A 25,634-nucleotide genomic window follows, 5' to 3' on the forward strand; every position below is an offset into this window, starting at 1 on the left:
AGAATATGTAACTTAAAGTTACCTGTATTCATAATTAATCATGCGATGTATGTGCAACATCCATTCGACCGGTAAGCCATCCAGAAGCAGCAACCGAGTAAATCGAACAAAAGAAAGCTCCGCATGACGGGGCAACATGTCCTTCGCGCCATCAAACAGCCATTTGAGCAACACAAAGACGAGCAATGCGGAGAAGAGTTGACCATAGACGGCATTTTCTGTCGTGCCAAATAATGTCGGGATGTTTAAATGTTGCTTGATCCAGCGAAAGAAAACCTCTATTTGCCAACGGGCTTTGTAAATCTGGGCGACTTGTTCCGCTGTTATTCCTAATAAATCTGTAACGACACGAATTTCTCTACCCTCAAAATCACAAAAGATGATCACACGGTGACGCATCTCAGAACGACACTGAGATGTGCCAAGTTGACAGGTGATATCCCGAATTACAGAAGAATCATTGAAAACTTGACGTCGCAAGGCTCGTGGTTTTTCAAGATGAACATTGTCACGAAGTCGAACGACGAAGGATTGTCCCTCTTTTTTATAACGATCCAAACGCTCCAATTTACCGTAAGCGCGATCCATAACCATTAATAAAATCGATGCTTTCTAACGATTCACTTATCGGTCCATCATGTTTGGAGCCAATCGTTTCCGTAACTTTAAGTGGCTGCATGTTTCGGTCCTGCAAAGCTACATGTAGCTTCACAGCAGAACGTTCTCCGTGGTATGGAGCCCAAGGTAACCGTGTTTTTCCCACAGTCATAGTAGTGGAGTCAATGAGTAATAACTCTTTAGACCGGACCATTCTTCACTTGCTGCAGCACACCAATATTGTAACAAATGATACACTGTGAACTTTCGAGCTGTATCCACGTAACCGACGGCTTGAACGACGAGTGCAACTTCTTCAGGTGTGAGTATGGATTGAAGGATGGATGGAATCGTGATAGACTTTTTCATGGAGTCGTCACCTTTCAGTTGGTGTCAGTAACAAATAAAGTATTAGACCGGATGACTCGATTCCATGCGCCTATTCGAATTGTCATACCGTCAGACTCCCTAAAATAAGTTTTAGACTGAGCCTAGAAAATGAAACAGCGACAGCCAAGGACAAGAAAATAAAGTCCGAGACTGGCGCTATTTTAATTAACTAACGGTTCCTGTTAGTTATTAACTTTTCCGTTACCTATGATGCGCTTCGCCGCATTGGCAGGAGCGGCATGTTTAGGGCCATCCTTTGAAGGGCGGCCCTTTCTTTATAGGGGCGCTACGGATGTATGAATAGCTTCATTCCCGTCACGTAAATCGGGATGACCATGAATCCTGTCGGGCATACGGAATATCTCTTGCCAGTGTCCAATCGCCGGATTCGTTGCCTCCTCGATCAGTTTAAAGTCGATTACTTCGCTATTCTCTTTTATCCTTAACTACACAATGGATTGCCCTCCATCCACATGCAAAACGCTGCCCGTGCTAAATCCGTTACGGATGAGATAGAGCACACTTTCGGCGACATCCTCAGCGGTCCCGATCCGATTTATAGGGAGACCAGAGGCCACATGTTGGAAAAACTGATTGCGGGTAGTAACGTCCATACTGCTGTGAGCTGGTGTGTCGATAATGCCTGGAGAAACCACGTTGACCCGAATAGGAGAGAGCTCGAGTGCCAGAGCTTGACCCAAAAAGGTAACCGCCGCATTCACCGAGCCGAGAACCACCGTTTCTTTGGCCGGCTTGAATGCTGCCGCTCCCGAAAACAGCGTAACCGAGCCTTCGTTCGATAGCCAAGGCGCTGCATGTTTAACCAACTGGTAGGGACCGAAAAATTTGCTGGCGAATAATTCCTTCACGGTTTGCATCTCGGACTCTTTAAAATCGACCAAGGAAGCTTCTGAAGCGCTAATCACGAGATGATCGAACTGCTTGATCCGCTGTTTGAAAAATTGTTTTACCTGCAGTTCATCCATCATATCCAGAACATAATCCTCTACATTCTCACCATAATGAGCGAAGCGTTCTCGCGCAAGGTCTAGCTTTGTCTGAGATCGTCCAGCAATAACAACCCTAGCCCCTGCTTCAAGTAAGTGACCGGCAGTTGCCAATCCAATACCTGAACTACCTCCAACAATCACGACTTTTTTTTCATGTAGTGTATCCATTTATTATTCCTCCTTAGTGTTTGGTCGACCAACCAACAGTTATAAAAAATGAAACATTAAGTGAACGAAAGATACATTTCACTTAATGTTTCAAACGCCGCATCCAAATCGAAGCTCTCGTCAGTCAGTTTGCGCAGAGCCAGCCCATCAAACGCGGCGGTCAAAGTAGCTGCGATAGCTTCGTGATTAACGCCTTCTTTTCTGACAAGATGAGTGGAGAGTTCGGCGATTTTTCGTTGTTCTTCCTGTAATAGTGCATTCACATGCGACTTGAGGTTCGAATTATTTAGACCGTTGGAATAAAGTTCGAACCGTAGCCGGTAAACCTCTAAATCCGCAAATAACCGTTTCTTACCCAACTTTAAAACGTGTTCGATTTGCCGGTTGTCCTTCGCTTGCTGGAGAATTTCATCCCAATCCTGAAGGCATTGGCCCTTAGCTTCCTCCAGCACAGCCAAAATAAGCTCTTCCTTGCTTTTGAAATAATAATGAATCAAGCCTGGTGCGACACCAGCAGCTTGTGCAACCCGTTTCATCGAAGTATTTTTAATACCACACTCAATCAACAGATCATGCGTCTTGGCGATAATGAGATCCCGATTATTTAGCGGCTCTGTAATCATACTTCCTCCCTTCTAGCATATTTGGTTGACCAACCAAATATAAAATATTCCTCTATCCTAGTCAAGTCATTATGGCGATGGATAAAGAGCAATTCCCGAGCTATACCGTGTTTCACCCCTTTGTTATATTAACGGAAATGGACTGCCCGTCTTTTGCTACCATTTAGTGGTTAATCAACAGGCCTGATATGGAATGAATAAAAAACGCAGAAAGAGACAATATAGATGAAAAAGGATGAAAGAAGGGTCTGCAACATGAAAAAACAATTGAAATTGACCGCTGCTATCCTATATGGAGGCGTGATGATGTATAGTACTGCGGGTGCAGCAGGAGCTTCCGCGACGGAACCGGGTAATTCGTTGCAAACTCTCACTCCCAACGACTCTATCCAAGAGCATGTTCACAGACATAGGCACAGCAAAAGGCCTGGTGGCCTGAATCACCATCTCAACGAGAAAGTAGCCAAGCTGCTGGGCATCACTCCTGTCCAGTTAGAGAAAGAGCTGGGACAAGGGAAGTCATTGGCCGAGGTTGCTAAAAGCAAAGGCATCCAAGAGGACCAGCTCATTGATAAATTGAAAAATGAAATGACCGTGGATCTGAAACGGCTTGTGAACCGTAAAGGCCCGATTACATTCGATCGTAAGTCCGGGGCTTCGAATGAAGCTCAATTGAAGCGTTAGCCGGGGAGGCCCTCAGCCTCGACTAACGAAAACTAAATGTATCTTTTTGCACTAAAAAGCCTTGAGAATGGCGGTCCTCAAGGCTTCCATATTCACCGGGCGGTCCGCATCGGATTCCTACTCTCGCAGGGTACCTTGGTCTGGCACAGTCCGCAGCCAGCACCCGATTTGGCCTCGCCACCGTTTAAAACCGCAAAGTCCCGTGAAGCCTGGCCGTACACAAATTTCATGCAGGCGATTTTGTCATGTCCGCCGTCCTTGCTGATGGCTTGCACAGGACAGCGGGTAATGCACACACCGCAGATGCCTTTGCTGCACAGCAGGCAGTTTCCGGTATGGCCTGTGGCTGAAGATGCTCTGGCATCAGGCGAAACCTTGAGATCGGTCACCACGGACAGCAGACGGATGGCAATTCCTTTTTCGGTGATGAAGCCGTCGTTGATACTGAAGGTGCCAAGACCCGCAGCATATGCAATGTGTCGCTCCGACCAGTTGGAGATCGGCCCCCCTGTGGCACCATGGATGCTGTACCAATCCGTATCCAGCGGTGCAACCGCACGGTAACCAAGGCCTGTTAAGTATCCCGCCAAATGCTGCCTCGCAGACTGTACAAAATATTCATCGCCAAAGGTCCGCAGCAGCGCCCATTCCCTTGAGGCTCCTTCTTTTTGCGCACGATTAGCCTTACGGATCGTCTCGCTGATCGGCAGCACAACGCTGATAACGGTGCCTCCATCAAAACTCTCCATTCCAAAGGAACGCTCAAATGCTTCCTGCGGGGTGGCGTGGTCGGGCCCCACCACTCTTTTGTACTCCTCAAACAAAGGGTCATGGGCCGCGGCAAATTGAATAATCGGCTCCTCGTAATAAGGACTCTGCAGTTCTTCACAAACATTGCCTTTGTCTTCGCTCACATAGGTTTTCATCTCGGCTACGATGTTTTCTCTCATATCCAATACGGATTCAACCATCCTATCCACATCCCTCTCCATGGTTATTGTTCATAGTAAAGCTTCCTTTCAGAAGCCTTGTGGCGGGCTAACATATATCACTGACCAGCCTTGATACCGCGAAACGTTTTTTTTCGTGTATATACACGAATTGAGCAAACACTTCATGTATGAGAAGGCGGCTAATCACAAGCTCAAATGTTCAATTTTGGATAAGAGTGAGGTCAGTATGTGCAGATTCTCGTTTCCCAATGACTCCTGTAAAAAACGTTGCGCCCCCTCCCAAAGCTCGGCTGCGTCGTTGTATACCGTTCTTCCACTCTCCGTCAGAGTAAGGCAGCGGTTGCGACTGCCTTCAGCAGATGTATCCTCCACATATCCGCTATGCTCCAAGGCCTTCAAATTGCGTACAATCGTTGTCCGGTCGAGCCGCATCTCCAGCGCCAATTCGCTTACACTTGCCGGTCCCAGCGCAGTTAAGTGCTTAAGCAGCGAGAATTGGCTAATATTGAGTCCGCTCGGAGCCAGATATCGGTCATACAGTCCTGTAACAACCATCGAGGAACGGCGCAGATTAATGCAGGTACAGACTGAGGCTGATCGCTCCTGCGAAGATTTCTTATTCTTCCTTGTCGTTGCCATAAGTTCTCCATTCTTTGTGCTGTTTCGTGTATCTACACTATCTCGAAAAAAACAGGCTTTGTCAGGGGGATTTGTCACAGCAGTCAGCCCTGTCAGTTTAGTTGGGTGCTTCTTTCGTATCTTGCAACGATGGGGCCTAAGCAACAATTAATACATCATGATTTATCCCCTGTAGTCCTTCCTACTAATGAAGAGTTGAAATAACCAGTCGCACGAAATCAACCAGCGACTGGTTATTGAGCTTTGCTAGAATATGAGTAGAGCGATACCTATAATAGCTTTTTAAGCTGGGAGATACGCCCTTGGGATACGCCGAGCCGTTCAGCATATTCGCCTTGCTTGGCGTTTGGATGCTCGCGCATGAGTTTTCTTAGCTCCTCAACCAAATGTTGTGAAGACAACCGATGTACACTTTTTTCTTTGCACGCAGGTTCCTTAATAACAGGAACAGGCATTTGACTCACACCTATGTTTCCCTTCAGATCGTTTATGCATTTTTTACATAAAAATGAACCCCTGAAATAGCTTAAATCCTGAACCGAATAGCATAAATGACAGCAGACTCCTATATACTTCCGCATACTCAATAATCCTGTTTCAGCATCTAAATAAAATTCTAAAGACTCACCAGCTTGAATACCCATAGAGGTTCGCATCTCCTTAGGAATAACAATCCGGCCTAACGTATCCAAGGGACGTGTCATACCTGTATTTTTCAAGTGATCTTCTCCTTCCATTGTCCAACATCCAATGATCTCCTAATAAAAATATAAAAATCAATAAAGTAAAAGTATTTATGTTTGTTCCAAAAGATGGTACTATCGTGAAAGAAAATCAATAATTATACTATTAGTTTCCAAACTATATTGTTTATTGAAATTGAAATTGAAATTCTATGAAAATGCTGAAAGGGTGGTTTGTCCATGGAAATCACACCTACGATACAGGCAGAAATTCAAACTTATCTGAAACGAAAAGGTTTAACGATGACCAAGTTTGGTCATACGATTGATTTGAATGTAGGTACAGTCAGTAGCATTGTGACTGGTAACCGATCTATTTCTGTTCACCAACTGGACAGTATTACTGCGGGAATGAATTTACCACCGGATTATTTTTACGAGCGTTATATTGAAGAATGTATTGAAGAATCTCCGCTCAACTGGAAAAAAATCAGCCCTTTCCTATACCGATGCATTGAACTAGGACGACTCGACTGCTTGCAGCGAGTTGTAATTATGTTATTGGATAACCCTAATTATCCGCCATCGCTCTTTGAAGTTGCCGAAAATGTATACAAAGACGGTTACAACGAAGCAGCGGCATACCTTTACAAAAAGGTGGCTGAAAGTGAGAAGCAGCAGCATTCAGAGCGATTGGCGGTCTGCCAGTATCGCTTGTTTCAAATTAATATCGGACAGGATAGAGCTGTAAATCTTCAGGCTGCCATTGAATTTGCCCCTTTTGTGGATCGTTTAGACGAGATAGAGCAATTAGATGCCCTAAAAGATTTGGCGAACGTGTACAGATCATTAAGTATGTGGGACAAGGTGTATGAATTTGCCCATCAGATGGGTCAATTAGGACAGATCCAATATAATTTGGTTCATAACTCTAAGCGAAAAGGAACAGAGCCACGGAAAAAGCTAAGCAGGCCACTGTTTGTATACATAGTTTACTCCGAACTGCTGTGTGCTAATGCTTGCGATGCAAAAGGTGATCATGAACAGGCATTAGAACATATTCGAGGTTATGCCGATCTAAGTTGGGTGAAGGAACAAGATTCCGAGTCTCTCTATTGGAAGAAGCAGTATCTGCAATGGGCGAAAATTAATACTTACGTCAATAGACTTATGTCTGGGGACATCAGCGTTCTGCCGGATTACGTAGAACATATGGCTGCTGAAAAAGAGATTTTTTCCGAACTAATAAACGTCATTGAAGTGGCTAATCGGTACAATGTAGATGTAGACCATATCCTTAAGCGCTTTGAATCCCAAATTGCAGCGTATCAGGTACCGTTGTCTTCTGACATGTATACACAACAAGTTTTACCGGAAGAGTACGTACGTTTCTGGTACAAAATGGCTAAGTACAGCCTAAATAAAGGCAGATACCTGTATGGTTTCAAATGTTTAATAAACGCGTTTGAAAAAGCTGTTACAATTAACCATGTACTACTTATTGCCAATTGTTTTGGATTGTTTTTTCACTTCAAAACACATGCGGCTCCCGAAACACAGACACAGTTCCAATCTATTTATGAGGAGGTGTGGGAGAAAAATGATCAAAAGGATGGCTTTCTTCTTGGCGGTAACTAGCTTTTTACTGGTATTCACAGTACCAGTCCAAGCTGGAAATCTAAGCCATGGCACGATCCAAACACAAGGACACGTTGGTGGATCTTGATCAAGCACTAATTCATTACCATGGACCAGCTTATTGCTGGTCTATTTTTGTATTATTTTGTAATTTTTTAGTTCAAAAAAGATCATGACGTATTTGTACATCCCTCCTTAAAATAAGATTCATTAGGAGGTATGCAGGATGAACAGGGATGAAACGGAAACGTTAATTCAACAAATGGAACACGCCAGACAACAATTGCATGATCTTTACGCAGAGCATGGCTTCGGACATGCTTGTGTACTTGAACAGTCTATGCTTTTGGATGAACTGATTAATCAGTACAACCGTATGTATCAGACCAGAAAGCAGCCTCACCATGTTTTGGATCAGATCATTAACAACGACGATGTTATGTTCAGTCCATCCTCCCCTTTCTTTTTATGCAAAACTGTGACTTCTCCCACGTAACGTTTATTATTATTCTATATAATGACTTATTTTAAAATTAAATACATATTCATGTCATAAAATGTTAATCGCTTTTTGGGGGTAGCATACTAAGGCAACAAAAAAGCAGAGCTCAATAAGTGAGCCCTGCCAAAGTCCATTGGATTTATTACCCCTTGCTGAAACACAGATCTACAAGATTAGCCAAGCTCCTGCGTGCTTTTGGAAGCACGTTTGGAGGAAAAGAACTGGAAACGAAGCGAGCCCCAGTTCAATCGCTGTCTGCCTTTGGAGCCAACAATCCAGTTGCCGCCGGGCAGATGGGCAAAGAGCCAGCTTATGCCCAGAGAAACACTTGCCACGACGACAAACGTAATGAGCGTAGCTGTAAAATGATGATCGCCCAGTGCAAGCGGGCGGGTGTAATAGGATATGAAGGACAGCACGAGCGCATGGGCCAGATATCCTCCAAAAGAGTAACGTCCGATCCAGTTCAGCATACGGCGAAACGGCTCGGATCGCGTATCTTTTTGCAAATGGAGCAGCAGTCCGTACAATAATAGCAACTGCGACACAATTAGAACAAAGGTGCTTGGCTTCAAATAGGTGGAAATATTGAGATTGATCGTATCACCCGACTGGATCAGCATTGTGTGACCCATAAGCATGAACAGACCAATAAAGACAAATACATTCCACGGCAATGTCTGTTGGGCCAATCCCCGCCAGGTGTCCGTCATATAGGCGCACACTGCGCCCAGCATAAAATAGAAAAAATACATAACAAAGTTATAAGTGCGGTAATCTAACAGAGTCTGCCAAAAGGACGGCAACCCAGTGCTCCATGCAGACATGTCATAGTAGGACCATTGTAACAACAAAGCGTAAGCCGCAGCGGCAATCAGCATAACAGCCAAAACAAGCTGTTTGCGTCTTTTCGTGCTGTAACGACGTAGAAACGCTTGAACCTGCCCGGCTGCTTTTGAAAATAAAGGAAAAAAAATATAAAACTGAAAGATCATCACTACAAACCATAGATGATATCCGCTGACGGGGATGATCATTTCCTCGAACATACCTTTGTAAAAATAAATATTTCCCCACTGCGCCGTTGACCAGTTTTGAGTACATACCCAATAAATAACCGTCCAGCAGAGGAAAGGAACATAAATATCTCGAAACCGCCTGCCAATATAGCGAGGATAGCCAATCGGTTTGTTACCATTATAAAAAAGCAACGCCGCAGACAGGAAAACGAACGTCGGTGTGCCAAAACGTGTCAAATGATACAGCATCGCGAGCATAACGGAATCTGGCTGTTGGATGTCGCTGCGATAAATATATTCGCCAATGCAATGCTGAAGCACGACAGCGAGGTAGGCAAGGCCCCGTAGTTCTGTCCACTCCGCGATACGCGGCTTGCTCATCCATATCACTCCTTTTCCTCAAGATACGCACATGGTTTTCCTAGCACAATTGTAGGTATTGTAACGTAGAAACATTAGTGCAAGATTAACGCCACCTGAAAGTAAGAAGAGTGAAGTAGTTCCAATTTAATATGATTGCGTTTACAATCTAAGTGAAACAAGAATAAATTAAAGTGAATTTATAACTTAAGGATACACACAGGAAGAGGAGAGGAAGGATGAAAAAAACGCTGCTGGTATATATGCTGTTGATTGCGGCCTTTGCTCTCTATGTGTTCAGGTATGAACAAACTGGCCCGTTGAATGGTACTTGGGAAGATAAGGGGCTACGAGGCAGCATCGGAGAAACCTATATGATGATTACCTTCCAGTCTGGCTTGGAGTATTGGAAAAGCGGGCTCAAGGGCTTCGAGGATGCAGGAGATGCTTTGGGAGTGACTGTGGAGTATCGGGGAGCTACCCGTTATGATGCGCAGGAGCAGACGACCGTTATTGAGCAGGCGATTGCTCGTAAGCCCGCAGGGATTGCGATTTCCGCGATTGATCCTCACTCTCTGATTCCGGTGATTAATAAGGCGCTGGATGCGGGCATTCCTGTGGTGCTGTTTGATGCCGGAGCGCCGGGGAGCCGGGCGTATTCTTTTTTGGGCACGGATAATTATAAGGCGGGCGTGACCGCTGCAGATAAAATGGCAGAGCTGTTGGGCAGAGAAGGGGAGGTAGCCGTTTTGACGCTACCCGGTCAGCAAAATCATGAAGAACGCTCGCGTGGTTTTCGCGATACCATTAGGCGGCAGTATCCTGCCATGAAGGTGGTGGAAGTGGCAGATGGCCGTGCAGACGCGATGGTCTCCCGGGATGAGTCGCAAAGGCTGATGAAAGCTTATCCGAAACTGGCGGGCATTTTTGTGACCGATGCAACGGGAGGAACAGGTGTGGGTGAAGCGGTACTGAGTCAAAAAAATAGCCATCCGCTGAAAATCATTTCTTTTGATACGAATAAAGCGACACTGGATATGATTCGTGGTGGGACGATCTCGGCGACGATTGCCCAGGGAACATGGAATATGGGCTATTGGTCGCTTCAATATCTGTTCCATCTGCATCATCATTTAACAATTCCTGCACCTTCTTCCTCTGGAGACAACACTCCGCTGCCCGTGCGGGTAGATACTGGGATTTCCGTGGTCACCCGGGCGAATGTAGATGATTATTATGCGAAATAAATTTTGGGAGCGTATCCAATTAGGGGTGCGCCAAACGATGCCACGATTACGCTTGCGCAATATGCCTTTACGCTATCAGCTCATGCTGCTGTTCCTGTTGTTTGGCATTGTGCCTTCGCTGGGATTAGGTCTGCTGGTCAATTGGACGGTGGAACGGATTATTGAGCGGCAGGTGGAAAATCATACGATGCAGTTGATTGGCAAGGTGAACGAAGCGCTGGACACCAAAATGGAAAATTTGCAAAACATGACGTATCTGATTGCTTTTAACCCCGATATCGGGGAGTTCTGGAAAGGGAAGACGCTGGCTGACGGCCACGCGGGTCATGCGAGTGTAATAACACCGGAAAACCAGACTCTCACTTCCAAGCAGGCATTAAGTTCTGTACAGGAACAGGATACGCTGTATAAAATGAAGCAATTTTTGCAGGGCTATACTACGTTATATCCTGAAATTGCAGGGATTCTGATCGTGAACGAAAAAGGCGACTATATCAGCAACGAAATGTATGCTCGAAGCACGCGTAGCCTGACGGAAGAAGATTGGTACCAACAGGCGGCGCAGCATGCAGGCATATTCACTGTGCTAGGACAGCCGAGCCACCGTAATGTGACCACTCATGTCCGGTACAAGGACAGCGAAATTGTCTCCGTCGTTCGTTCGGTTACGGATTCGGAAACCGGACGCGTGCTAGGCGCGATTATGATTGACCTCAAGCTACGGGCTGTGTCGCAGGCCGCCAGAGATGTAACCTTGGGCAAAAGCGGGTATTTAATGGTGACAGATGCTGAGGGACGTAGCGTGTACAGGCCGGATATGCCTTTGATTGAGCGCATTCCGCCGCAATGGTTCGGGGCAGGTGACAGCGGGATGTTTACCCGTGAAACTGAGGGCAGGGAATTGCTGTTCATGTTCAGGGCTTCCGAGTTCACGGGCTGGAGAACAGTGGGGGTATTCCCGGCACGCGAATCTACACTGGAAGTTCGGCAAATTCAATTCTATGTCGTCTGTTTTGTCTTCATTGTATGTCTATTTGGCTTAACGGCATCCTTGCGATTGTCGAGTTCCATTGCGCAGCCAATTTTCCGGCTGATGTCCTATATGCGGACAGCAGAGACAGGGGATCTCACAGTTCGCCAATGGAGTGACCGTGGGGATGAAGTTGGAATGTTGGGGCGGAGCTTTAACCGGATGCTGGAGCAAATTCGTCGTCTCATGTCACTTAGCGAACTGAGGGAACGGCAAAAACGGGATGCCGAGCTGCGCAGCCTTCAGGAGCATATTAAGCCCCATTTTCTATACAATACGCTAGATACGATTCATTGGATGGCCCGAAGAAATGGAGCAGACGACGTATCTGACATGGTAGGAGCGCTATCGAGATTGTTCCGTCTCGGGCTGAGCAAGGGAGATGACTTTATTCCGCTGCGCTCCGAGATTGAGCATATATCTAGCTATATGCAAATCCAGCAAACCCGCTATCGTGACCGACTTCGCTGGGAATTGAATGTACCCGACGAGCTAAAGGATCTGTTCGTGTTGAAGTTAATACTTCAGCCTGTAGTGGAAAATGCGATTTATCACGGCATCAAGGCCAGACGAGGCCCAGGCATGATTTGGATAGAAGCTAAAGCTGAGGGCGACAAGCTGCTGCTGACGGTACGTGACGATGGAGCAGGGATGACGGCAGGCCGTCTGCGTGAACTGCGTGAATGGCTGGAAATACCCCTGGAAGCAATGGAAGGAAAGCAGCAGCAAAAGGGAGTTAGTACCCATGGCAGAAGCTATGGCATGCTGAATGTACAAGCGCGTATCCGGCTGTCTTTTGGTGAGGAATATGGAATTGTACTGGAGAGCACAGAAGGGACAGGTACCTGCGTGACGATCACTCATCCGTTGCTGCTGGATATGGCGCAACTGAAGAAGCCTTATGAAAAAGGAGAGGGTCAGGATGACGAAATCAAAGGCCACAGACAACTCGACAACGGCGAGTCTGATTGACCAGGCCATAACAGAAGTGACCATAGGCACAGCAAAACGTTACCAAGTATTGATCGCAGATGATGAGCCGATCATCCGAGAGGGGATACGAGATTGCATAAACTGGGCGGCTCTGGCTATGGAAGTTGCAGCAGAGGCGGAGGACGGAGAAGAAGCGCTGGAACTGGTGGATCAGCTTAGTATTGACATCGTACTGGTCGATATGAATATGCCGTTCATGGACGGGATTGAACTGATTCGGCGGCTGCGGGAAGAACGTCCAGAATGCCGTTGTCTGATCATTTCCGGGCATGATGAATTTGCTTATGCGCAGGAGGCTGTCCGACTTGGCGTAGAGGATTATATTTTAAAACCGGTAGATGCGGATCAGCTTCATGCTGCGTTGTTGCGGCTTCGTCAGCGAATGGACGAAGAGCACAAACGAGCCGCCTATGTAGAACAAGCCGCCGGACAGATTGAACGGAATATTCCGCTGCTGCGCCAGCGGTTTTGCCTGGAATGGCTGGAAGGGCAACACACGGGAAAAGACGTCATGGAGCAATTGGCGTTTTTACGGCTTCCATCGCGGCCGCCTGCTCAGATCGGTGTCGTACGGTGGCCTGCGGCAGAGGCCCGGCAGACGATTATGCGCGAGAATGACCGCCAGTTGTTTCTTTTTGCCGCTGAAAATATTATTGGCGAACTGCTGGAGGACCGACCGCATGTGTTGTTCCGCGATGCGAACGGGCTGATCGGCATATGCCTGTGGCAGGAGGCACCCGAGACGATTGGCGCTGCCATGGAGCAGGCGATTGGACGCTACCTGAATATAGCGGTTCATACGCATGTGGAATCCAACGCGGGTGGGCTGGAAGGCGCAATTGATGCGTACCGGGTGAGTCGGGATCGAGTGTATGGTGAATCGCAGCTGTCTCCCATCGTACGTCGGGCACGGCAGCTCATTCAGGAAGGTTACGCCGATCGGGAGCTGACGTTGGAAACCCTTGCTTCGCGACTACAAGTATCCGCCGTATATCTCAGCCGTGTGCTCAAAAAGGAGCTCAACGACAGCTTCGTGACCCTCGTCACGCGTGCCCGTATCCGTAAAGCGGTGCAACTGCTGGATTCCACAACGTTGTCTATCTATGATATAGCGGAACGTACGGGATACGACAGTCAGCACTATTTTAGCACCGCTTTTAAAAAGACCATGGGCGTGTCTCCTGTGCAGTACCGTAAAGGCGGGGGAATTCAGGAAAATTCGTTGGAATAGGAATAATTGGAATGTGGAATTGTCCTACATTGTCTTATTATGATAAATGCTAAAAAATGTGTGTGTAATCACACCTACGCATTCAGGGGTTTGTTACGCTGGGGATAACGAACAAATATCTATAAATATTTGGAGGAAAACGATATGTTTTGTTATCAGTGTGAACAGACGCCGAGTGGCGGGTGTAAAGTAGTTGGGGTGTGCGGGAAAGATGAGACGATAGCGAGCTTGCAGGATACGATGATTTTTGCATTAAAAGGGATTGCTGCCTATGCGACACATGCTCGCCAGTTGGGCTATACCGATCCTGAGGTAGATCGCATCACGCATGAAGCGTTATATATGACCTTAACGAATTCTAACTTTAATGTACAAGAGCATTTGGAAATGGCGATGAAGGTCGGAAATGCGGCTGTACGGATCATGGATGTGCTGGATCGTGCGCATACGGATCGTTTTGGCATTCCGCAGCCAATTACTGTCAGCCAAAATAAAATCGAAGGCCAATGCATCGTCGTGACCGGACATAATTTATATGCGCTGGAGGAATTGCTACGGCAAACAGAGGGCAAGGGCATCAATATCTATACTCACTCGGAAATGCTGCCTGCCCACGGTTATCCAGCATTGAAGAAATATCCACATCTCAAAGGGAATATCGGTAAAGCCTGGTACGATCAGCGTAGACTATTCGAAGAGTTCCCAGGTGCAATTCTGGCTACGACGAACTGTGTTATGCCGATTAAAGGCACGTATGCAGACCGCTTCTTCTCTTATGAAGTAGCCGGGCTGGAGGGAGTAGCCAAGATCATGGACGACGATTTCTCTCCATTGATCGAGCGTGCTTTAGCACTGCCAGCCGCAGATGTAGATTCGGAGCAGGTGCTTACGACGGGATACCATCACGAGACGGTCATCGGGCTGGCTCCTGAGATTATTCAGGCCGTTAAAGACGGACATATCCGCCGTTTCTTCGTTATTGCAGGCTGCGACGCACCGGGCAAAGGCGGCAACTATTACCGCGAGCTAGCTACATCCTTGCCAAATGATACGGTCATTCTGACCACGTCCTGTGGTAAATTCCGCTTTAATGACGTGGATTATGGTACCGTTGGAGATACCGGCATTCCGCGTTATATTGATTTGGGGCAATGCAACAATTCGGGTTCTACCGTGAAAATCGCTCTGGCATTGGCGGATGCTTTCGGCTGTACGGTGAACGAGCTGCCTGTCAGCATTGTTCTGTCCTGGTTTGAGCAAAAAGCGGTTGCCATTCTGCTGGGCTTGTTCAGCCTTGGCATCCAGGATATTCGCATTGGGCCGAAGCCGCCTGAGTTCATTTCTTCTGGCGTGCTGGATGTACTAGTGGAGATGTTTGGCTTGAAGCTAATTACGACCGCAGAGGAAGATATGAAAGCGATGTTGGCGTTGTCGTAAGAGGTTAATTGGGGAACTGCAAAGCGCAGTTCCTTTTTTGTTTCATCGTTCATCGATTCTTATAAAGATGTCCGTAAGAATCTTTAATGCCAGTTCAGTATCTTTGGATTCACGAGTTCTTAGGAGAGTTAAAATGGTTTTTATACTTGAATGTTCTTCGGTAAGCTCATCATTGTCCTTCACATATGTAAGCAACTGATAGACGCCCACGTTCAATGCCTTCGCTATTTTCTCCAGATTTTTCAAAGATATATTTCTCTCCGCTCGCTCAATGAATCCAATATAACTCGAATTGAATCCTGCTTTTTCGGCTAAAGCTTCCTGGGAAAGCCCTTTAGACTTTCGAATATCTCGAATACGTGTACCGACTAATTCCAAAAGTTCTGACATGAATACACCTCTCTATAGTAAGGGTTCTACAAAATCGATTCCAATCGCTCCAAAGTGCAATATATAGACGAACTAGATCATCACGACCTATATATTATTATTGGAAGTCGCTTGTTGGATTTTGCAAAATCCTCTAGTTAGAAGTGTAGAGAAAGAGTTACATCTAATTAATAAGTGTTAGTAAGTAAATTGAATTAAAAACTACTATATAGTAATATTTATTAGGAAGCTTGTCCGGTAGCTAGAAAATTATACATCTTGATGGTTACATATTTGTGCTACGTTGCTCACATTTGTTTCAGGATTTTGCAAAACCCTTATTTATGAAATTTTAATTCAGGAGTTGATTCCCCATGAAACATTACTCCTTAAGTCCCCAACTACATAATGATTCCGATTTCAAATTGCCTAAGTACAGCGACACCTACATATTCAATTGCATGATGGATTTTCAAAAGCTTGCCGAATACCAGATCAAGCTTGCACAGATGATGCGCGACCATCATCAGTTTCAAAACTGCCTCATTCTTTGTGATCGAGCGATGTTTTCTATGGCTAAGGCCATGTATGTTCATCGAAACCAAATCATTCCATCGTACATTCGATCCATGACTGACCTATTCCCTTTAATTCACACAGATGCTGAGCCCAATTTAGATATGGTGCTGTTTATCGGTACGGTACATTATCTGGTTTCGGGAGAGGATGAAGCATCCGATGAGACGATGAGACAGGAGGAAGTAGACAAGTTGCTTTATAAAACGGACTCTATTCTAGAGTCTCTGTCACAGCGGATCGTAGCTGATCCGTCTAAGCGGTATCCATCTATTTATAAAGAAAATTCGTACAATGAATCGGTAGATCTTTTATCAATAATACCCGGTTCTTTTTGAGCTAATGATATAATGATGAAAAGGAAGATGTTGGATGATAACTAACACTTCCACATCAGAAAGGTGTTATTTCATATGCCTACATACAACAAACTGGTGCGGGATCGGATTCCGCACCTCATTATGTCTCAGGGCAAGGAATGTCGGACACGTATCTTGGAACCAGAGGAGTATAAAGAGGAACTGCGAACGAAGCTTTGTGAAGAAGCCGAGGAATATTTTGAAGCGGAAAAAGATCAGGATGCGCTGGAAGAGCTGGCGGATATGCTGGAAGTCATCCGAGCGCTGGCAGAAGCACATGGAGCGAATGCAGCAGAGCTGGACAAGCTCCGGGCAGACAAAGCCGAGGCACGGGGCGGATTCCAGGAGCGGGTGTTTTTAATTGATGTGGATGAAGCTTAATATCAAGTAGTACACATGGAATAAACCTATTTTCTTATATATTATGTATAGTTAACGCTCGGTGATTCTTACGTACATGCCATTGATGAGATGTTCGTGTGAATCAATTTTTCAAAAAATCTTCTGTTGTGAAGGCAAGATTTTTTTGTTTTTAACTATAGTTAGCAGTCGTAATATTCTTCCATTTGATGATACAATATAAACATGATTCAAAAGGACTATTTCAAATGCGATGATTCGTTTAATTTATTATTTTCCTTGTTTCACGAAGTTCGTAAATAAGACGCTATGAGAAATTGGGGCAAAGATTGAAAACTTGTAAGAGAGGTCTGAGAAAAATGAAAGTTTTAGGTTTTAGTCATATAACATTGAACGTAAATGATTTAGAAAAATCATTAAATTTTTACTGCAACTCGTTAAAGATGAGGTTAAGGCATAAAGGGAAGACGGATGCATATCTGGAATGGGGAACAGCTTGGATATGCCTGATACAGAGAAATAATTTAGGAAGCACAGAACAGAAAAGTTGCGGAGTAGATCATGTAGCATTCTATATAAGTGAGGAGGATTTTCAAGAAGCAGTAGAACAGATTGAGAAAATGAATATAACCATAGTAAGAGGGCCAGTACAAAGAGGAAGAGGATGGAGCATAAACTTTTTAGACCCGGATGGTATTGAATTGGAACTACATACATCTAATTTAGATGAACGGATGAAAGTCTGGATATAAGCAAATAAGAATTCGATTAGCACACTCTGAGAAGGCCCCAAAATCTCATAACATAGTATTCACGCATCGGGCCTATCGCCCCTCGGTTGTCAGATGTATAATCATGGAAGAAGCTCAGACAACAAACGACCCAGCCTAAGATAAGAGCTATCTAAGGCTGGGTCGTTTCGTGAATACAACAACGTTATACGACAGAATTAAAATTGAAGAAGAGCCAGAAGGCTCTCAATCTAAAGATAAATCTAATTCGTTATGTAGATGAAGAGCATCTTTAAAACCTTGCAAATAGATTTCACGCTCTAAAATAGCTTGAACAGAAAGGTCTGCGTCATCAAAAAGGAATAGAGTCTTTTGTATATCTTCTGGTAGTAGTTCATGTAACTGTTTGAAGTAAAGATTCCGTTCGGATGAGAACTGGCTGTAGCTGGAGTTGTTTTTGATAAAGAAAATATACTTTCATATAATTAAAGAAAATTCACTTATGTGTGAAAGGAATAACAGATGATTAGTTACAAACCTTTTCAAAAATTATTGATCGACAGGGAAATTAGAAAGCAGGACTTACTTAAAATGACGGGGATTTCGTCTGCTACAATGGCGAAGCTCAATACGAATGAATATGTGTCATTAGAAGTAATTGATAAATTATGTACGGCTTTAGGTTGTCAACCAGGAGATTTATTGGAACACATAGCAGAGCAATGACAGATCAAGATCAAGGAAGAATTCTGATTGATCGAAGAAGTGATTCCGTCGTATAACCTAAATATTCAAGCTGTGGCTCCGTTGGAGCCTGGGTCTGTGTGAACTCTTTAGATAGCCGATTTAATGATTCTACAAATTGAGACTTTGCCAAATGTAAGAAGGCCAAAGTCTTTTTGCGTTTTCAAATAATATGAGCGATCTCCCGACAATCTCCATTCTCCTCAAATCCAATCCCGTCTCCTTACCCCTTCACAAAGGTTAAAATTTTATAAAAAAAGTTCAAAACCAGCAAAGACCTTTCCCGGCCTGGAATGATACCATGTGTTTGCACATAAAAAAAGGAGAGGCACTCATTGCCTCACTTATGTAAGCGCTATCTCATTTCGATTCTAATCAGCACTAACCTGAGGATTTTGCAAAATCCTTACCTTCAAAATGACCCGCATCACATGAGGAAAGGGGAACTTCATATGAAAAAAGGAGCTGTTGTCGTATGGCTTCTGGTTTTGGCCCTGATGCTTTCGGCCTGTAATTTAGCGGAGAGTGGAACGGGCAGCAAGGAAAAAGGCTATGTGGGCATTTCCATGCCGACCAAATCGTCCGAGCGTTGGGTAGGGGACGGAGAGAATATGGTCCGGTTGTTTCAGGAGCAAGGCTATAAAACGGATTTACAGTACGCCGAGGACGTGGTGGAAAACCAAATCTCCCAAATCGAAAATATGATCACCAAGGGCGTCAATGTTATGGTGATCGCTTCGGTCGACGGAAACACGCTGACGGATGTGATTCAGAAGGCACACGATCGAGGCATTCAGGTCATTTCTTACGACCGTCTGATTCGCAACACACCGTATCTGACGTATTATGCGACCTTCGATAACTTCAAGGTGGGCGTGCTACAGGCGGCGTATATTGAGAAAAAGCTGGGACTCAAGGAAGGCAAAGGCCCTTTCAATATCGAGCTGTTCGGTGGTTCACCGGATGACAATAACGCTTATTTCTTCTTTAATGGTGCGATGTCTGTACTGAAACCTTATATCGATTCCGGTAAGCTGGTTGTGCGCAGCAAACAGATGACGATGGCGCAGATCGCTACACTGCGGTGGGATGGAGCTTTGGCCCAGTCGCGAATGGATAATCTGCTGAGTGCCTACTATTCGGGGGCCAATCTGGACGCGGTACTATCCCCGTATGACGGCATTAGCATCGGTATCATTTCATCCCTGAAAGGGGTCGGATATGGATCAGCGAACAAGCCGCTGCCGATCATTACAGGGCAGGATGCGGAGCTGGCTTCGATCAAGTCCATTGTGGCTGGGGAGCAGACGCAAACTGTATTTAAGGATACCCGCAAGCTGGCTGAGCAAACGGTCGTGATGGCCAACAGCATTTTACAGGGCAAGCAAGCGGAAGTAAATGACACGGAATCCTATAACAACGGTAAAAAGGTCATTCCTGCTTACTTGCTTGATCCGATCTCGGTGGATCGAACGAATGTGGAGAAGGATATTGTCGGCAGTCACTATTACACCAAAGAGCAAATCGGACTGAAATAAGAGTAGGAATCCAACCGAAAGGAGCGTATCCCATGACTGGAATCATTTTGGAAATGAAGGGAATTACCAAAACCTTTCCCGGCGTGAAGGCATTGGAAAATGTAAATCTCAAGGTCAAGGAAGGCGAAATCCATTCCCTGTGCGGTGAGAACGGTGCGGGCAAATCGACGCTGATGAAGGTACTAAGCGGTGTATATCCGCATGGAACCTATGAAGGGGATATTGTTTTCCAGGGCAAAACGTGTGAATTCAAGGATATCAAGCAGAGCGAGGAATTGGGCATTGTCATTATCCATCAGGAGCTGGCGCTGATCCCGTATCTCTCGATTGCGGAAAATATTTATCTGGGCAACGAGCGCGCCAACGGCGGTGTGATTGATTGGAAAGAGACTTTTGTGGGTACACGCGATCTGCTGTCCAAGGTCGGTTTGAGTGAGAATCCCAATACATTAGTTACGAACATCGGGGTCGGGAAGCAACAACTGGTCGAAATTGCGAAAGCGCTCTCAAAAAAGGTGAAGCTGCTTATTCTCGATGAACCGACAGCGGCGTTGAATGAGGATGATAGTGAAAATCTGCTTAATTTGATGCTGGAATTTAAAAGACAGGGTATTTCCTGCATTCTCATCTCCCATAAGCTGAATGAGGTCGCGAAGGTGTCAGATTCGATTACGATTTTGCGGGACGGGAAGACGATTGAGACACTGGATATGAAAAAGGATGAGGTTACGGAGGATCGGATCATCAGTGGGATGGTTGGACGTGATCTGACCAGCCGTTATCCAGAGCGTCATGCCGAGATTGGCAAGGTCATTTTGGAAGTGAAGGATTGGACGGTATATCACGAGCATCATGCAGACCGCAAGGTGCTGGATCAGGTGAATTTGAATATTCGTCGCGGTGAAATTGTCGGGATTGCCGGGTTGATGGGAGCGGGACGGACCGAGCTGGCGATGAGCATTTTTGGCAAGTCGTACGGACGCAACATTTCCGGTCAGCTGATTAAAGACGGCAAGCCGATCCAGAACAACACGGTTACGGACGCGATCAACAACGGCTTTGCCTATGTAACAGAGGATCGCAAGGAGTATGGCCTCATCCTAATGGATGATATCAAGCGTAATATTTCGCTGACTGGCCTGAACAAGCTGACGAAGGGCGCTGTCGTCAATGAGCAGGAGGAAGTCGTCATTGCAGAGGAAATGAAAAAAAGCATGAACATCAAAGCGCCGAGTATTTTACAGAAAACAGGTAATCTGAGTGGCGGCAATCAGCAGAAGGTGGTGCTAAGCAAATGGATTTTCGCCGGACCGGATATTCTGATTCTGGATGAGCCGACACGCGGCATTGATGTAGGCGCCAAATATGAAATTTATACGATTATTCATCGGCTTGCCGCTGAAGGCAAGGGAGTGCTGGTCATTTCGTCCGAGCTGCCAGAGGTACTAGGCTTGTGTGACCGGATTTATGTCATGAATGCTGGGCGGATCACTGGAGAGGTTAGCCGTGAGGACGCGTCGCAGGAAACGTTGATGAGATATATGACCAAGTCAGGAGGCGTGAAGCATGGAAACCATAACTAAACTATTTAAAAATAACATCCGCCAATATGGCATGATGATTGCGCTGGTCGTCATTATGATTTTGTTCGAGGTGCTGACGGGCGGCCTGCTGTTGAAGCCGATTAATATTACCAATCTGATTCTGCAAAACAGCTATATTCTCGTGCTGGCCATCGGGATGGTGCTGGTCATCATCACTGGACATATTGACCTGTCCGTCGGCTCCATAGCCGCTTTTGTCGGTGCGGTTGCCGCCATAATGATGGTCGATTGGCAGCTTCCAGCATGGATCGCTGTCATTGCATCTTTGCTGGTCGGGGCGTTAATCGGCGCATGGCAAGGGTTCTGGGTCGCTTATGTACGGATTCCGGCATTTATCGTTACATTGGCGGGGATGTTGCTCTTCCGCGGATTGACCATGATCGTGCTGGAAGGCCAATCGATCTCTCCATTTCCGGGGGGATTCCAGAAAATCAGCTCAGGCTTCCTGCCGGATTTTTCATCTACCGGTTATAACCTGGTATCCATCATTGTCGGCATTGCGCTCACGGTATGGTTTATCGTGAACGAAATTCGCGAACGTCGTTCTCAGCTTAAATATGGATTTGAGGTTCCGTCACAGACATTATTTGTACTCAAGTTGATTGTGGTAGCTGCGGTCATCAATCTGTTCACCTTTATGCTCGCGAGCTACGCGGGGATACCTAACATTCTCGTGCTGCTGTTCATACTGATTGTTGTGTACTCCTTCGTCATGAACCGCACGATTATGGGACGGCATGTGTATGCGTTGGGTGGAAATGAAAAGGCAGCGGGTCTGTCCGGTGTCAAAACGAAAAAAGTAACGTTCTGGGTATTCGTCAACATGGGTGTGCTGGCCGCCATTTCCGGTCTGATCTTTGCTGCACGTCTGAACGCGGCTACGCCGAGAGCGGGTACGAACTTTGAGCTGGATGCCATCGCAGCCTGCTTTATCGGTGGAGCTTCCGCATCCGGCGGGATCGGAACCGTTTTTGGAGCCATTATCGGTGGTTTGGTCATGGGCGTACTGAATAACGGTATGTCTCTGATCGGTCTGGGTATTGACTGGCAGCAAGGAATCAAGGGCTTGGTACTGCTGCTGGCGGTTGCCTTCGATATTTACAACAAAAACAAAAGATCTGCTTAAGCTCAGATTCGATATCGTAAAACAAGAAAACCTCCAGTTCCACTAGAAATGTGGATGCTGGAGGTTTTCTTGCTTGTTGGGTCTTGTGGCCATCAGCCAACGAAACTAAGTCGTGACCATTTGGCCGCCGTTTATATGCAGCGTTTGGCCTGTAATGTAGGAACCGTCATCCGAAGCCAGCAGCACATAGGCAGGAGCCAATTCATAAGGCTGCCCGGCACGCTTCATTGGTGTATTGCTGCCGAAGGTGCGAATGACTTCAGGCGACTGTGTGGCCGGATTCAGCGGAGTCCAGATCGGACCGGGAGCAATGGCATTCACACGAATACCCTGATCGACCAGATTATTAGCCAAAGCGCGGGTGAAGCTGACGATAGCTCCTTTGGTAGCTGAATAGTCGATCATATTCTTTTGACCAACATAGGCTGTCACCGATGCCGTATTGACGATGCTGGCCCCAGCCCGCATATACGGCAATGCTTCTGTAGTCATATGGAAGAAGGAAATAATATTCGTATCGAACGTATCACGAAGTTGCTGCTCACTGATATCCAGATACGATTCGCGCACAAACTGAATACCTAGGTTGTTAATCAGGATGTCAATACGACCAAAGGTTTCCATCGTTTGTTGAACAACTAGACAGCAGTTGCTTTTTAGTCTTAGATCACCCGGAATTAACAAACAACGTCGGCCAAGCCTGTGAATGACATCACGGGTTTCCATAGCATCTCGATGCTCATCGAGATAGGCAATGACCACATCGGCCCCTTCCTTGGCAAATGCCACTGCAACCGCGCGACCAATGCCACTGTCCCCACCGCTAATAATAGCCACCCGATCCTGAAGCTTTCCAGTGCCGATATACTTTGGATTATCATAAATAGGGCGTGGAACCATCAGGTATTCCAACCCCGGCTGTCTATATTGATGCTGGGGAGGAAAAGTAATCGGAACTTCTTTACATTGGGTTTCTGTACCGTAATAAGGATATTGCCAATTCATTGATAATCCCTTCTTTATACGTTTTGAAATCCAATATATTCAAAATAGGCGCAAACGGTGACTCAGGACGATCGTCTTACTCCGAAACCGTCGCTCCATCTGCCGGAATATGGATGCGCCCCTTTAAACCTTCACGGTTGATATGTTCCGTAAGCTCTGAGCGAGTTAGTAGACAATGATTGATTGCTTCCATGTGGACAGCCACGATTTGTGTATAAGGGGCATGTTGTGCTACCGTCGTTACATCCTGGGCAGTCATAATAATGGGATCACCCACCGTAAATCGAGCTCCTCCAGCGTTCACGATCGTCCAGTCAGGGCGGTATTTATCCAGTGTTTCCGCAACTTCACTGCACCAGATCGTATCCCCGGCCAAATAGACGACAGGCTCACCTGGAGCTTGAAAAACAAAGCCGGATACGGGTCCCATCTGTTCTCCGATTTCTCCGGTGCCGTGATGCCCGGTTGTACGGATAATCTCAATTTCTCCCACAGAACCAGCCAACTGAATCGGAGTAACCTGTGTAAAACCATCAGCAGTGATTTGTTCTTCATTTCCGGGCTGACAGAAGACGGGAATTTGTTTGTCCAACCAGCGTACTGCTGCCGGGTCCCAATGATCGGGATGTAAATGTGTGACAATCACAACGTCAGGCTGTCCGAGTGCCTGCCATTGTGGCGGCAAGGGAACCAGCGGATTACGGCGGGCATTTTCCGTATTGGGGACCGGCGGATTTGCGCCAGCATCGCTCAGCATCGGATCAATCAGAAATTTTACTCCAGCGTATTCCAGCCATAAGGTTGCGTTGCGGATTAGTGTGATTTTCATATATGGAAGCTCCTTTTGGTAGTGAATGTTTTTGGACCGAGTGTATTTTCGGTGGTTCTTTGTTTCTGTTACAATCATATCTGACGCAAGGAGCTACAGGCTACGGCCTGCTGAAAGGAAAACCAGCATTCTCGTTTCATCATGAAAGGAAAAATAATAACTATGGAACTATTCGTACCTGATGACACCGATCTGCGCATTCTTCATCATTTAATTGAAGACAGCTCTTTATCGCACAAGGAGATCGGTCAGCTTGTTCACTTGACGGGCCAAGCCGTAGGGGCGCGTGTTCGAAAAATGCAGGATGCGGGCATTATCGAAGGCTATACGCTGCGCTGGAACCCTGAAAAAATTGGACAGACGATTCATGCCTTTATTACGGTTTTTTTGAATTCAGGAACGACGCACAGTGCTTTCCAGGCTTTTGCACGGGAGCATCCCTATATTGTTGAAATCCATCGGGTGAGTGGGGAGGGCTGTTATTGGATGCGGGTGCGCATGTCCTCACAGACAGAGTTAAATACCATGCTGGATGAACTTACGAAGTTTGGTAATTACAAATTGAGTTTTTCAATTGGCGAAATTTAACGATAAAAGCTTTCGGCACAAACCGAAAGTTTTTATATTTGCGCGAGGGCTATCGAAGTCAACGTTATAGGCTCATTTTAAAAATATGCTGCAAGCCGTGTTGTCCCATTTTAGTGTTACCTTCATCTATAAAGCCGCATTTGCGATACAGACTTTGGGCAGACAAATTACGGGCATTGACGCCCAGTATAATCTCGTGAATATGTGGGAAGTGTCTAGCGATGAACTGTGGTAGTAGAAGCAACCCTTTTTTGGCGAATCCTTGTCCCTGATCTGAGTAATGAATAGAGAATGCGCGTAGCAGCAGTGCCTCAGAAGTATTCGTATAGTCCGCTAATTCATCCCCATCGTATAAAATGAAAAATCCAACGGGTCTTCTAGTAGCCGTAATCACGACAGGATGGCGGTGCGGATCTTCCTTGGCCAGTATCAGCATTTCATCCGGCATTCCAGTAAATTGCTTCTGCTCCTCAGGTAAGTAGAAGGTATGTAAAATGGCATCATGCCCACAATGGTAAGGGACAAGCTCTACAATACTCATCATTACACCCCGATCTGTACGAATTTTTAACTGACTATATCATCTAGTTTGCTAAAAAAA

The 25,634-nt window shown here is 45.9% G+C and carries 28 protein-coding genes; 15 read left to right on the top strand and 13 right to left on the bottom strand.

What is annotated here, in order from left to right; genetic code table 11:
* Nucleotides 1-18 precede the first annotated feature (18 nt).
* The 5 genes from NSQ68_RS05440 to NSQ68_RS05460 form a co-directional block, all read right to left on the bottom strand.
* Nucleotides 19-594: an IS4 family transposase gene (locus NSQ68_RS05440; RefSeq protein ID WP_342428224.1), complete on the bottom strand. Its 576-nt coding sequence runs from the start codon at nucleotides 592-594 to the stop codon at nucleotides 19-21.
* The gene (locus tag NSQ68_RS05445; protein ID WP_342428225.1) at nucleotides 569-811 is read right to left on the bottom strand and encodes a transposase; all 243 of its coding nucleotides are present in this window, start codon (nucleotides 809-811) and stop codon (nucleotides 569-571) included. The genes NSQ68_RS05440 and NSQ68_RS05445 overlap by 26 nt, the downstream gene beginning before the upstream one ends.
* Entirely contained in the window at nucleotides 766-966 is a 201-nt protein-coding gene (locus tag NSQ68_RS05450) for a hypothetical protein (protein ID WP_342428226.1), read from the bottom strand. Before NSQ68_RS05450 ends, NSQ68_RS05445 begins: the two co-directional genes overlap by 46 nt.
* A 467-nt stretch (nucleotides 967-1,433) precedes the next feature.
* Nucleotides 1,434-2,165, bottom strand: a complete 732-nt coding sequence (locus NSQ68_RS05455) for an SDR family oxidoreductase (protein WP_342428227.1) — start codon at nucleotides 2,163-2,165, stop codon at nucleotides 1,434-1,436.
* Nucleotides 2,166-2,221: 56 nt separating this feature from the next.
* Nucleotides 2,222-2,788 (bottom strand): TetR/AcrR family transcriptional regulator, encoded by a 567-nt coding sequence (locus NSQ68_RS05460; protein ID WP_342428228.1) that lies wholly within the window; start codon nucleotides 2,786-2,788, stop codon nucleotides 2,222-2,224.
* Between the two features lie 255 nt (nucleotides 2,789-3,043).
* Here NSQ68_RS05460 and NSQ68_RS05465 point away from each other — a divergent pair, with 255 nt between their 5' ends.
* Nucleotides 3,044-3,472, top strand: a complete 429-nt coding sequence (locus NSQ68_RS05465) for a hypothetical protein (protein WP_342428229.1) — start codon at nucleotides 3,044-3,046, stop codon at nucleotides 3,470-3,472.
* A 92-nt stretch (nucleotides 3,473-3,564) separates the two neighbouring features.
* On the opposite strand, the gene NSQ68_RS05470 is transcribed toward NSQ68_RS05465, so the two are convergent.
* The 3 genes from NSQ68_RS05470 to NSQ68_RS05480 form a co-directional block, all read right to left on the bottom strand.
* Nucleotides 3,565-4,443 (bottom strand): (Fe-S)-binding protein, encoded by an 879-nt coding sequence (locus tag NSQ68_RS05470; RefSeq protein WP_342429078.1) that lies wholly within the window; start codon nucleotides 4,441-4,443, stop codon nucleotides 3,565-3,567.
* A 165-nt stretch (nucleotides 4,444-4,608) separates the two neighbouring features.
* On the bottom strand, nucleotides 4,609-5,064 hold the full coding sequence (locus NSQ68_RS05475) for a MarR family winged helix-turn-helix transcriptional regulator (RefSeq protein WP_342428230.1): 456 nt from the start codon (nucleotides 5,062-5,064) through the stop codon (nucleotides 4,609-4,611).
* Between the two features lie 269 nt (nucleotides 5,065-5,333).
* The gene (locus NSQ68_RS05480; RefSeq protein WP_342428231.1) at nucleotides 5,334-5,783 is read right to left on the bottom strand and encodes an AbrB/MazE/SpoVT family DNA-binding domain-containing protein; all 450 of its coding nucleotides are present in this window, start codon (nucleotides 5,781-5,783) and stop codon (nucleotides 5,334-5,336) included.
* A 204-nt stretch (nucleotides 5,784-5,987) separates the two neighbouring features.
* On the opposite strand from NSQ68_RS05480, the gene NSQ68_RS05485 reads away from it, so the two are divergent.
* Nucleotides 5,988-7,385: a helix-turn-helix transcriptional regulator gene (locus NSQ68_RS05485; protein WP_342428232.1), complete on the top strand. Its 1,398-nt coding sequence runs from the start codon at nucleotides 5,988-5,990 to the stop codon at nucleotides 7,383-7,385.
* 226 nt (nucleotides 7,386-7,611) lie between these two features.
* On the top strand, nucleotides 7,612-7,881 hold the full coding sequence (locus NSQ68_RS05490; RefSeq protein ID WP_342428233.1) for an aspartyl-phosphate phosphatase Spo0E family protein: 270 nt from the start codon (nucleotides 7,612-7,614) through the stop codon (nucleotides 7,879-7,881).
* Nucleotides 7,882-8,060: 179 nt separating this feature from the next.
* Here the strand turns inward: NSQ68_RS05490 and NSQ68_RS05495 are convergent, their stop codons facing one another.
* Entirely contained in the window at nucleotides 8,061-9,287 is a 1,227-nt protein-coding gene (locus NSQ68_RS05495) for an acyltransferase (protein WP_342428234.1), read from the bottom strand.
* Between the two features lie 218 nt (nucleotides 9,288-9,505).
* Between NSQ68_RS05495 and NSQ68_RS05500 the strand changes: the two genes are divergently transcribed.
* From NSQ68_RS05500 to hcp, 4 genes are all read left to right on the top strand, one after another.
* Nucleotides 9,506-10,513, top strand: coding sequence for a substrate-binding domain-containing protein (locus tag NSQ68_RS05500; protein WP_307348196.1), 1,008 nt, complete (start codon nucleotides 9,506-9,508; stop codon nucleotides 10,511-10,513).
* The gene (locus NSQ68_RS05505) at nucleotides 10,494-12,515 is read left to right on the top strand and encodes a sensor histidine kinase (RefSeq protein WP_342428235.1); all 2,022 of its coding nucleotides are present in this window, start codon (nucleotides 10,494-10,496) and stop codon (nucleotides 12,513-12,515) included. The genes NSQ68_RS05500 and NSQ68_RS05505 overlap by 20 nt, the downstream gene beginning before the upstream one ends.
* On the top strand, nucleotides 12,466-13,767 hold the full coding sequence (locus NSQ68_RS05510; RefSeq protein ID WP_342428236.1) for a response regulator: 1,302 nt from the start codon (nucleotides 12,466-12,468) through the stop codon (nucleotides 13,765-13,767). Before NSQ68_RS05505 ends, NSQ68_RS05510 begins: the two co-directional genes overlap by 50 nt.
* 144 nt (nucleotides 13,768-13,911) lie before the next feature.
* Nucleotides 13,912-15,204 (top strand): hydroxylamine reductase, encoded by a 1,293-nt coding sequence (gene hcp, locus NSQ68_RS05515; RefSeq protein WP_190298761.1) that lies wholly within the window; start codon nucleotides 13,912-13,914, stop codon nucleotides 15,202-15,204.
* A gap of 42 nt (nucleotides 15,205-15,246) precedes the next feature.
* Here hcp and NSQ68_RS05520 read toward each other — a convergent pair whose 3' ends face one another.
* Nucleotides 15,247-15,594 carry a helix-turn-helix transcriptional regulator gene (locus NSQ68_RS05520; RefSeq protein ID WP_029516129.1) on the bottom strand — a complete coding sequence of 116 codons (348 nt, stop codon included), beginning with the start codon at nucleotides 15,592-15,594 and terminating at the stop codon, nucleotides 15,247-15,249.
* A 353-nt stretch (nucleotides 15,595-15,947) separates the two neighbouring features.
* On the opposite strand from NSQ68_RS05520, the gene NSQ68_RS05525 reads away from it, so the two are divergent.
* The 7 genes from NSQ68_RS05525 (at nucleotide 15,948) to mmsB (ending at nucleotide 22,611) form a co-directional block, all read left to right on the top strand.
* Nucleotides 15,948-16,487 carry a hypothetical protein gene (locus NSQ68_RS05525; RefSeq protein WP_342428237.1) on the top strand — a complete coding sequence of 180 codons (540 nt, stop codon included), beginning with the start codon at nucleotides 15,948-15,950 and terminating at the stop codon, nucleotides 16,485-16,487.
* A gap of 75 nt (nucleotides 16,488-16,562) precedes the next feature.
* Entirely contained in the window at nucleotides 16,563-16,889 is a 327-nt protein-coding gene (locus NSQ68_RS05530; protein WP_342428238.1) for a nucleoside triphosphate pyrophosphohydrolase, read from the top strand.
* A gap of 338 nt (nucleotides 16,890-17,227) precedes the next feature.
* Nucleotides 17,228-17,620 (top strand): VOC family protein, encoded by a 393-nt coding sequence (locus NSQ68_RS05535; protein ID WP_342428239.1) that lies wholly within the window; start codon nucleotides 17,228-17,230, stop codon nucleotides 17,618-17,620.
* A gap of 501 nt (nucleotides 17,621-18,121) precedes the next feature.
* Entirely contained in the window at nucleotides 18,122-18,325 is a 204-nt protein-coding gene (locus NSQ68_RS05540) for a helix-turn-helix transcriptional regulator (RefSeq protein WP_342428240.1), read from the top strand.
* 470 nt (nucleotides 18,326-18,795) lie between these two features.
* Nucleotides 18,796-19,881, top strand: a complete 1,086-nt coding sequence (gene chvE / locus NSQ68_RS05545) for a multiple monosaccharide ABC transporter substrate-binding protein (RefSeq protein ID WP_220027190.1) — start codon at nucleotides 18,796-18,798, stop codon at nucleotides 19,879-19,881.
* A gap of 32 nt (nucleotides 19,882-19,913) precedes the next feature.
* Nucleotides 19,914-21,464 carry a multiple monosaccharide ABC transporter ATP-binding protein gene (gene mmsA, locus NSQ68_RS05550; RefSeq protein ID WP_342428241.1) on the top strand — a complete coding sequence of 517 codons (1,551 nt, stop codon included), beginning with the start codon at nucleotides 19,914-19,916 and terminating at the stop codon, nucleotides 21,462-21,464.
* Entirely contained in the window at nucleotides 21,448-22,611 is a 1,164-nt protein-coding gene (gene mmsB / locus NSQ68_RS05555) for a multiple monosaccharide ABC transporter permease (RefSeq protein ID WP_068938496.1), read from the top strand. The genes mmsA and mmsB overlap by 17 nt, the downstream gene beginning before the upstream one ends.
* Before the next feature lie 105 nt (nucleotides 22,612-22,716).
* Here the strand turns inward: mmsB and NSQ68_RS05560 are convergent, their stop codons facing one another.
* Both NSQ68_RS05560 and NSQ68_RS05565 read right to left on the bottom strand, forming a co-directional pair.
* A complete protein-coding gene (locus tag NSQ68_RS05560) occupies nucleotides 22,717-23,616 on the bottom strand; it encodes an SDR family oxidoreductase (protein ID WP_029516135.1) in 900 nt (299 codons plus the stop codon).
* 76 nt (nucleotides 23,617-23,692) lie between these two features.
* Entirely contained in the window at nucleotides 23,693-24,445 is a 753-nt protein-coding gene (locus tag NSQ68_RS05565) for an MBL fold metallo-hydrolase (protein ID WP_342428242.1), read from the bottom strand.
* A gap of 162 nt (nucleotides 24,446-24,607) precedes the next feature.
* Here NSQ68_RS05565 and NSQ68_RS05570 point away from each other — a divergent pair, with 162 nt between their 5' ends.
* Complete coding sequence (locus NSQ68_RS05570) at nucleotides 24,608-25,033, top strand: Lrp/AsnC family transcriptional regulator (protein WP_039269466.1); 426 nt, start codon at nucleotides 24,608-24,610, stop codon at nucleotides 25,031-25,033.
* A gap of 64 nt (nucleotides 25,034-25,097) precedes the next feature.
* Here NSQ68_RS05570 and NSQ68_RS05575 read toward each other — a convergent pair whose 3' ends face one another.
* A complete protein-coding gene (locus tag NSQ68_RS05575) occupies nucleotides 25,098-25,574 on the bottom strand; it encodes a GNAT family N-acetyltransferase (protein ID WP_342429079.1) in 477 nt (158 codons plus the stop codon).
* Nucleotides 25,575-25,634 lie beyond the last annotated feature (60 nt).

This window comes from Paenibacillus sp. FSL L8-0158 (assembly GCF_038592965.1).
Classification (GTDB): Bacteria; Bacillota; Bacilli; order Paenibacillales; family Paenibacillaceae; genus Paenibacillus; species Paenibacillus polymyxa_D.

Bases quoted from the DNA above. Each gene is read 5' to 3' on its own strand.
- NSQ68_RS05460 (WP_342428228.1), bottom strand. From the start codon at position 2,788: ATGATTACAGAGCCGCTAAATAATCGGGATCTCATTATCGCCAAGACG.
- chvE (WP_220027190.1), top strand. From the start codon at position 18,796: ATGAAAAAAGGAGCTGTTGTCGTATGGCTTCTGGTTTTGGCCCTGATG.
- mmsA (WP_342428241.1), top strand. From the start codon at position 19,914: ATGACTGGAATCATTTTGGAAATGAAGGGAATTACCAAAACCTTTCCC.
- NSQ68_RS05510 (WP_342428236.1), top strand. From the start codon at position 12,466: ATGACGAAATCAAAGGCCACAGACAACTCGACAACGGCGAGTCTGATT.
- hcp (WP_190298761.1), top strand. From the start codon at position 13,912: ATGTTTTGTTATCAGTGTGAACAGACGCCGAGTGGCGGGTGTAAAGTA.
- NSQ68_RS05530 (WP_342428238.1), top strand. From the start codon at position 16,563: ATGCCTACATACAACAAACTGGTGCGGGATCGGATTCCGCACCTCATT.
- NSQ68_RS05540 (WP_342428240.1), top strand. From the start codon at position 18,122: ATGATTAGTTACAAACCTTTTCAAAAATTATTGATCGACAGGGAAATT.
- NSQ68_RS05455 (WP_342428227.1), bottom strand. From the start codon at position 2,165: ATGGATACACTACATGAAAAAAAAGTCGTGATTGTTGGAGGTAGTTCA.
- NSQ68_RS05485 (WP_342428232.1), top strand. From the start codon at position 5,988: ATGGAAATCACACCTACGATACAGGCAGAAATTCAAACTTATCTGAAA.
- NSQ68_RS05560 (WP_029516135.1), bottom strand. From the start codon at position 23,616: ATGAATTGGCAATATCCTTATTACGGTACAGAAACCCAATGTAAAGAA.
- NSQ68_RS05565 (WP_342428242.1), bottom strand. From the start codon at position 24,445: ATGAAAATCACACTAATCCGCAACGCAACCTTATGGCTGGAATACGCT.
- mmsB (WP_068938496.1), top strand. From the start codon at position 21,448: ATGGAAACCATAACTAAACTATTTAAAAATAACATCCGCCAATATGGC.
- NSQ68_RS05475 (WP_342428230.1), bottom strand. From the start codon at position 5,064: ATGGCAACGACAAGGAAGAATAAGAAATCTTCGCAGGAGCGATCAGCC.
- NSQ68_RS05500 (WP_307348196.1), top strand. From the start codon at position 9,506: ATGAAAAAAACGCTGCTGGTATATATGCTGTTGATTGCGGCCTTTGCT.
- NSQ68_RS05505 (WP_342428235.1), top strand. From the start codon at position 10,494: ATGATTATTATGCGAAATAAATTTTGGGAGCGTATCCAATTAGGGGTG.
- NSQ68_RS05525 (WP_342428237.1), top strand. From the start codon at position 15,948: ATGAAACATTACTCCTTAAGTCCCCAACTACATAATGATTCCGATTTC.
- NSQ68_RS05490 (WP_342428233.1), top strand. From the start codon at position 7,612: ATGAACAGGGATGAAACGGAAACGTTAATTCAACAAATGGAACACGCC.
- NSQ68_RS05535 (WP_342428239.1), top strand. From the start codon at position 17,228: ATGAAAGTTTTAGGTTTTAGTCATATAACATTGAACGTAAATGATTTA.
- NSQ68_RS05470 (WP_342429078.1), bottom strand. From the start codon at position 4,443: ATGGTTGAATCCGTATTGGATATGAGAGAAAACATCGTAGCCGAGATG.
- NSQ68_RS05495 (WP_342428234.1), bottom strand. From the start codon at position 9,287: ATGAGCAAGCCGCGTATCGCGGAGTGGACAGAACTACGGGGCCTTGCC.
- NSQ68_RS05465 (WP_342428229.1), top strand. From the start codon at position 3,044: ATGAAAAAACAATTGAAATTGACCGCTGCTATCCTATATGGAGGCGTG.
- NSQ68_RS05450 (WP_342428226.1), bottom strand. From the start codon at position 966: ATGAAAAAGTCTATCACGATTCCATCCATCCTTCAATCCATACTCACA.
- NSQ68_RS05445 (WP_342428225.1), bottom strand. From the start codon at position 811: ATGGTCCGGTCTAAAGAGTTATTACTCATTGACTCCACTACTATGACT.
- NSQ68_RS05570 (WP_039269466.1), top strand. From the start codon at position 24,608: ATGGAACTATTCGTACCTGATGACACCGATCTGCGCATTCTTCATCAT.
- NSQ68_RS05520 (WP_029516129.1), bottom strand. From the start codon at position 15,594: ATGTCAGAACTTTTGGAATTAGTCGGTACACGTATTCGAGATATTCGA.
- NSQ68_RS05440 (WP_342428224.1), bottom strand. From the start codon at position 594: ATGGTTATGGATCGCGCTTACGGTAAATTGGAGCGTTTGGATCGTTAT.
- NSQ68_RS05575 (WP_342429079.1), bottom strand. From the start codon at position 25,574: ATGAGTATTGTAGAGCTTGTCCCTTACCATTGTGGGCATGATGCCATT.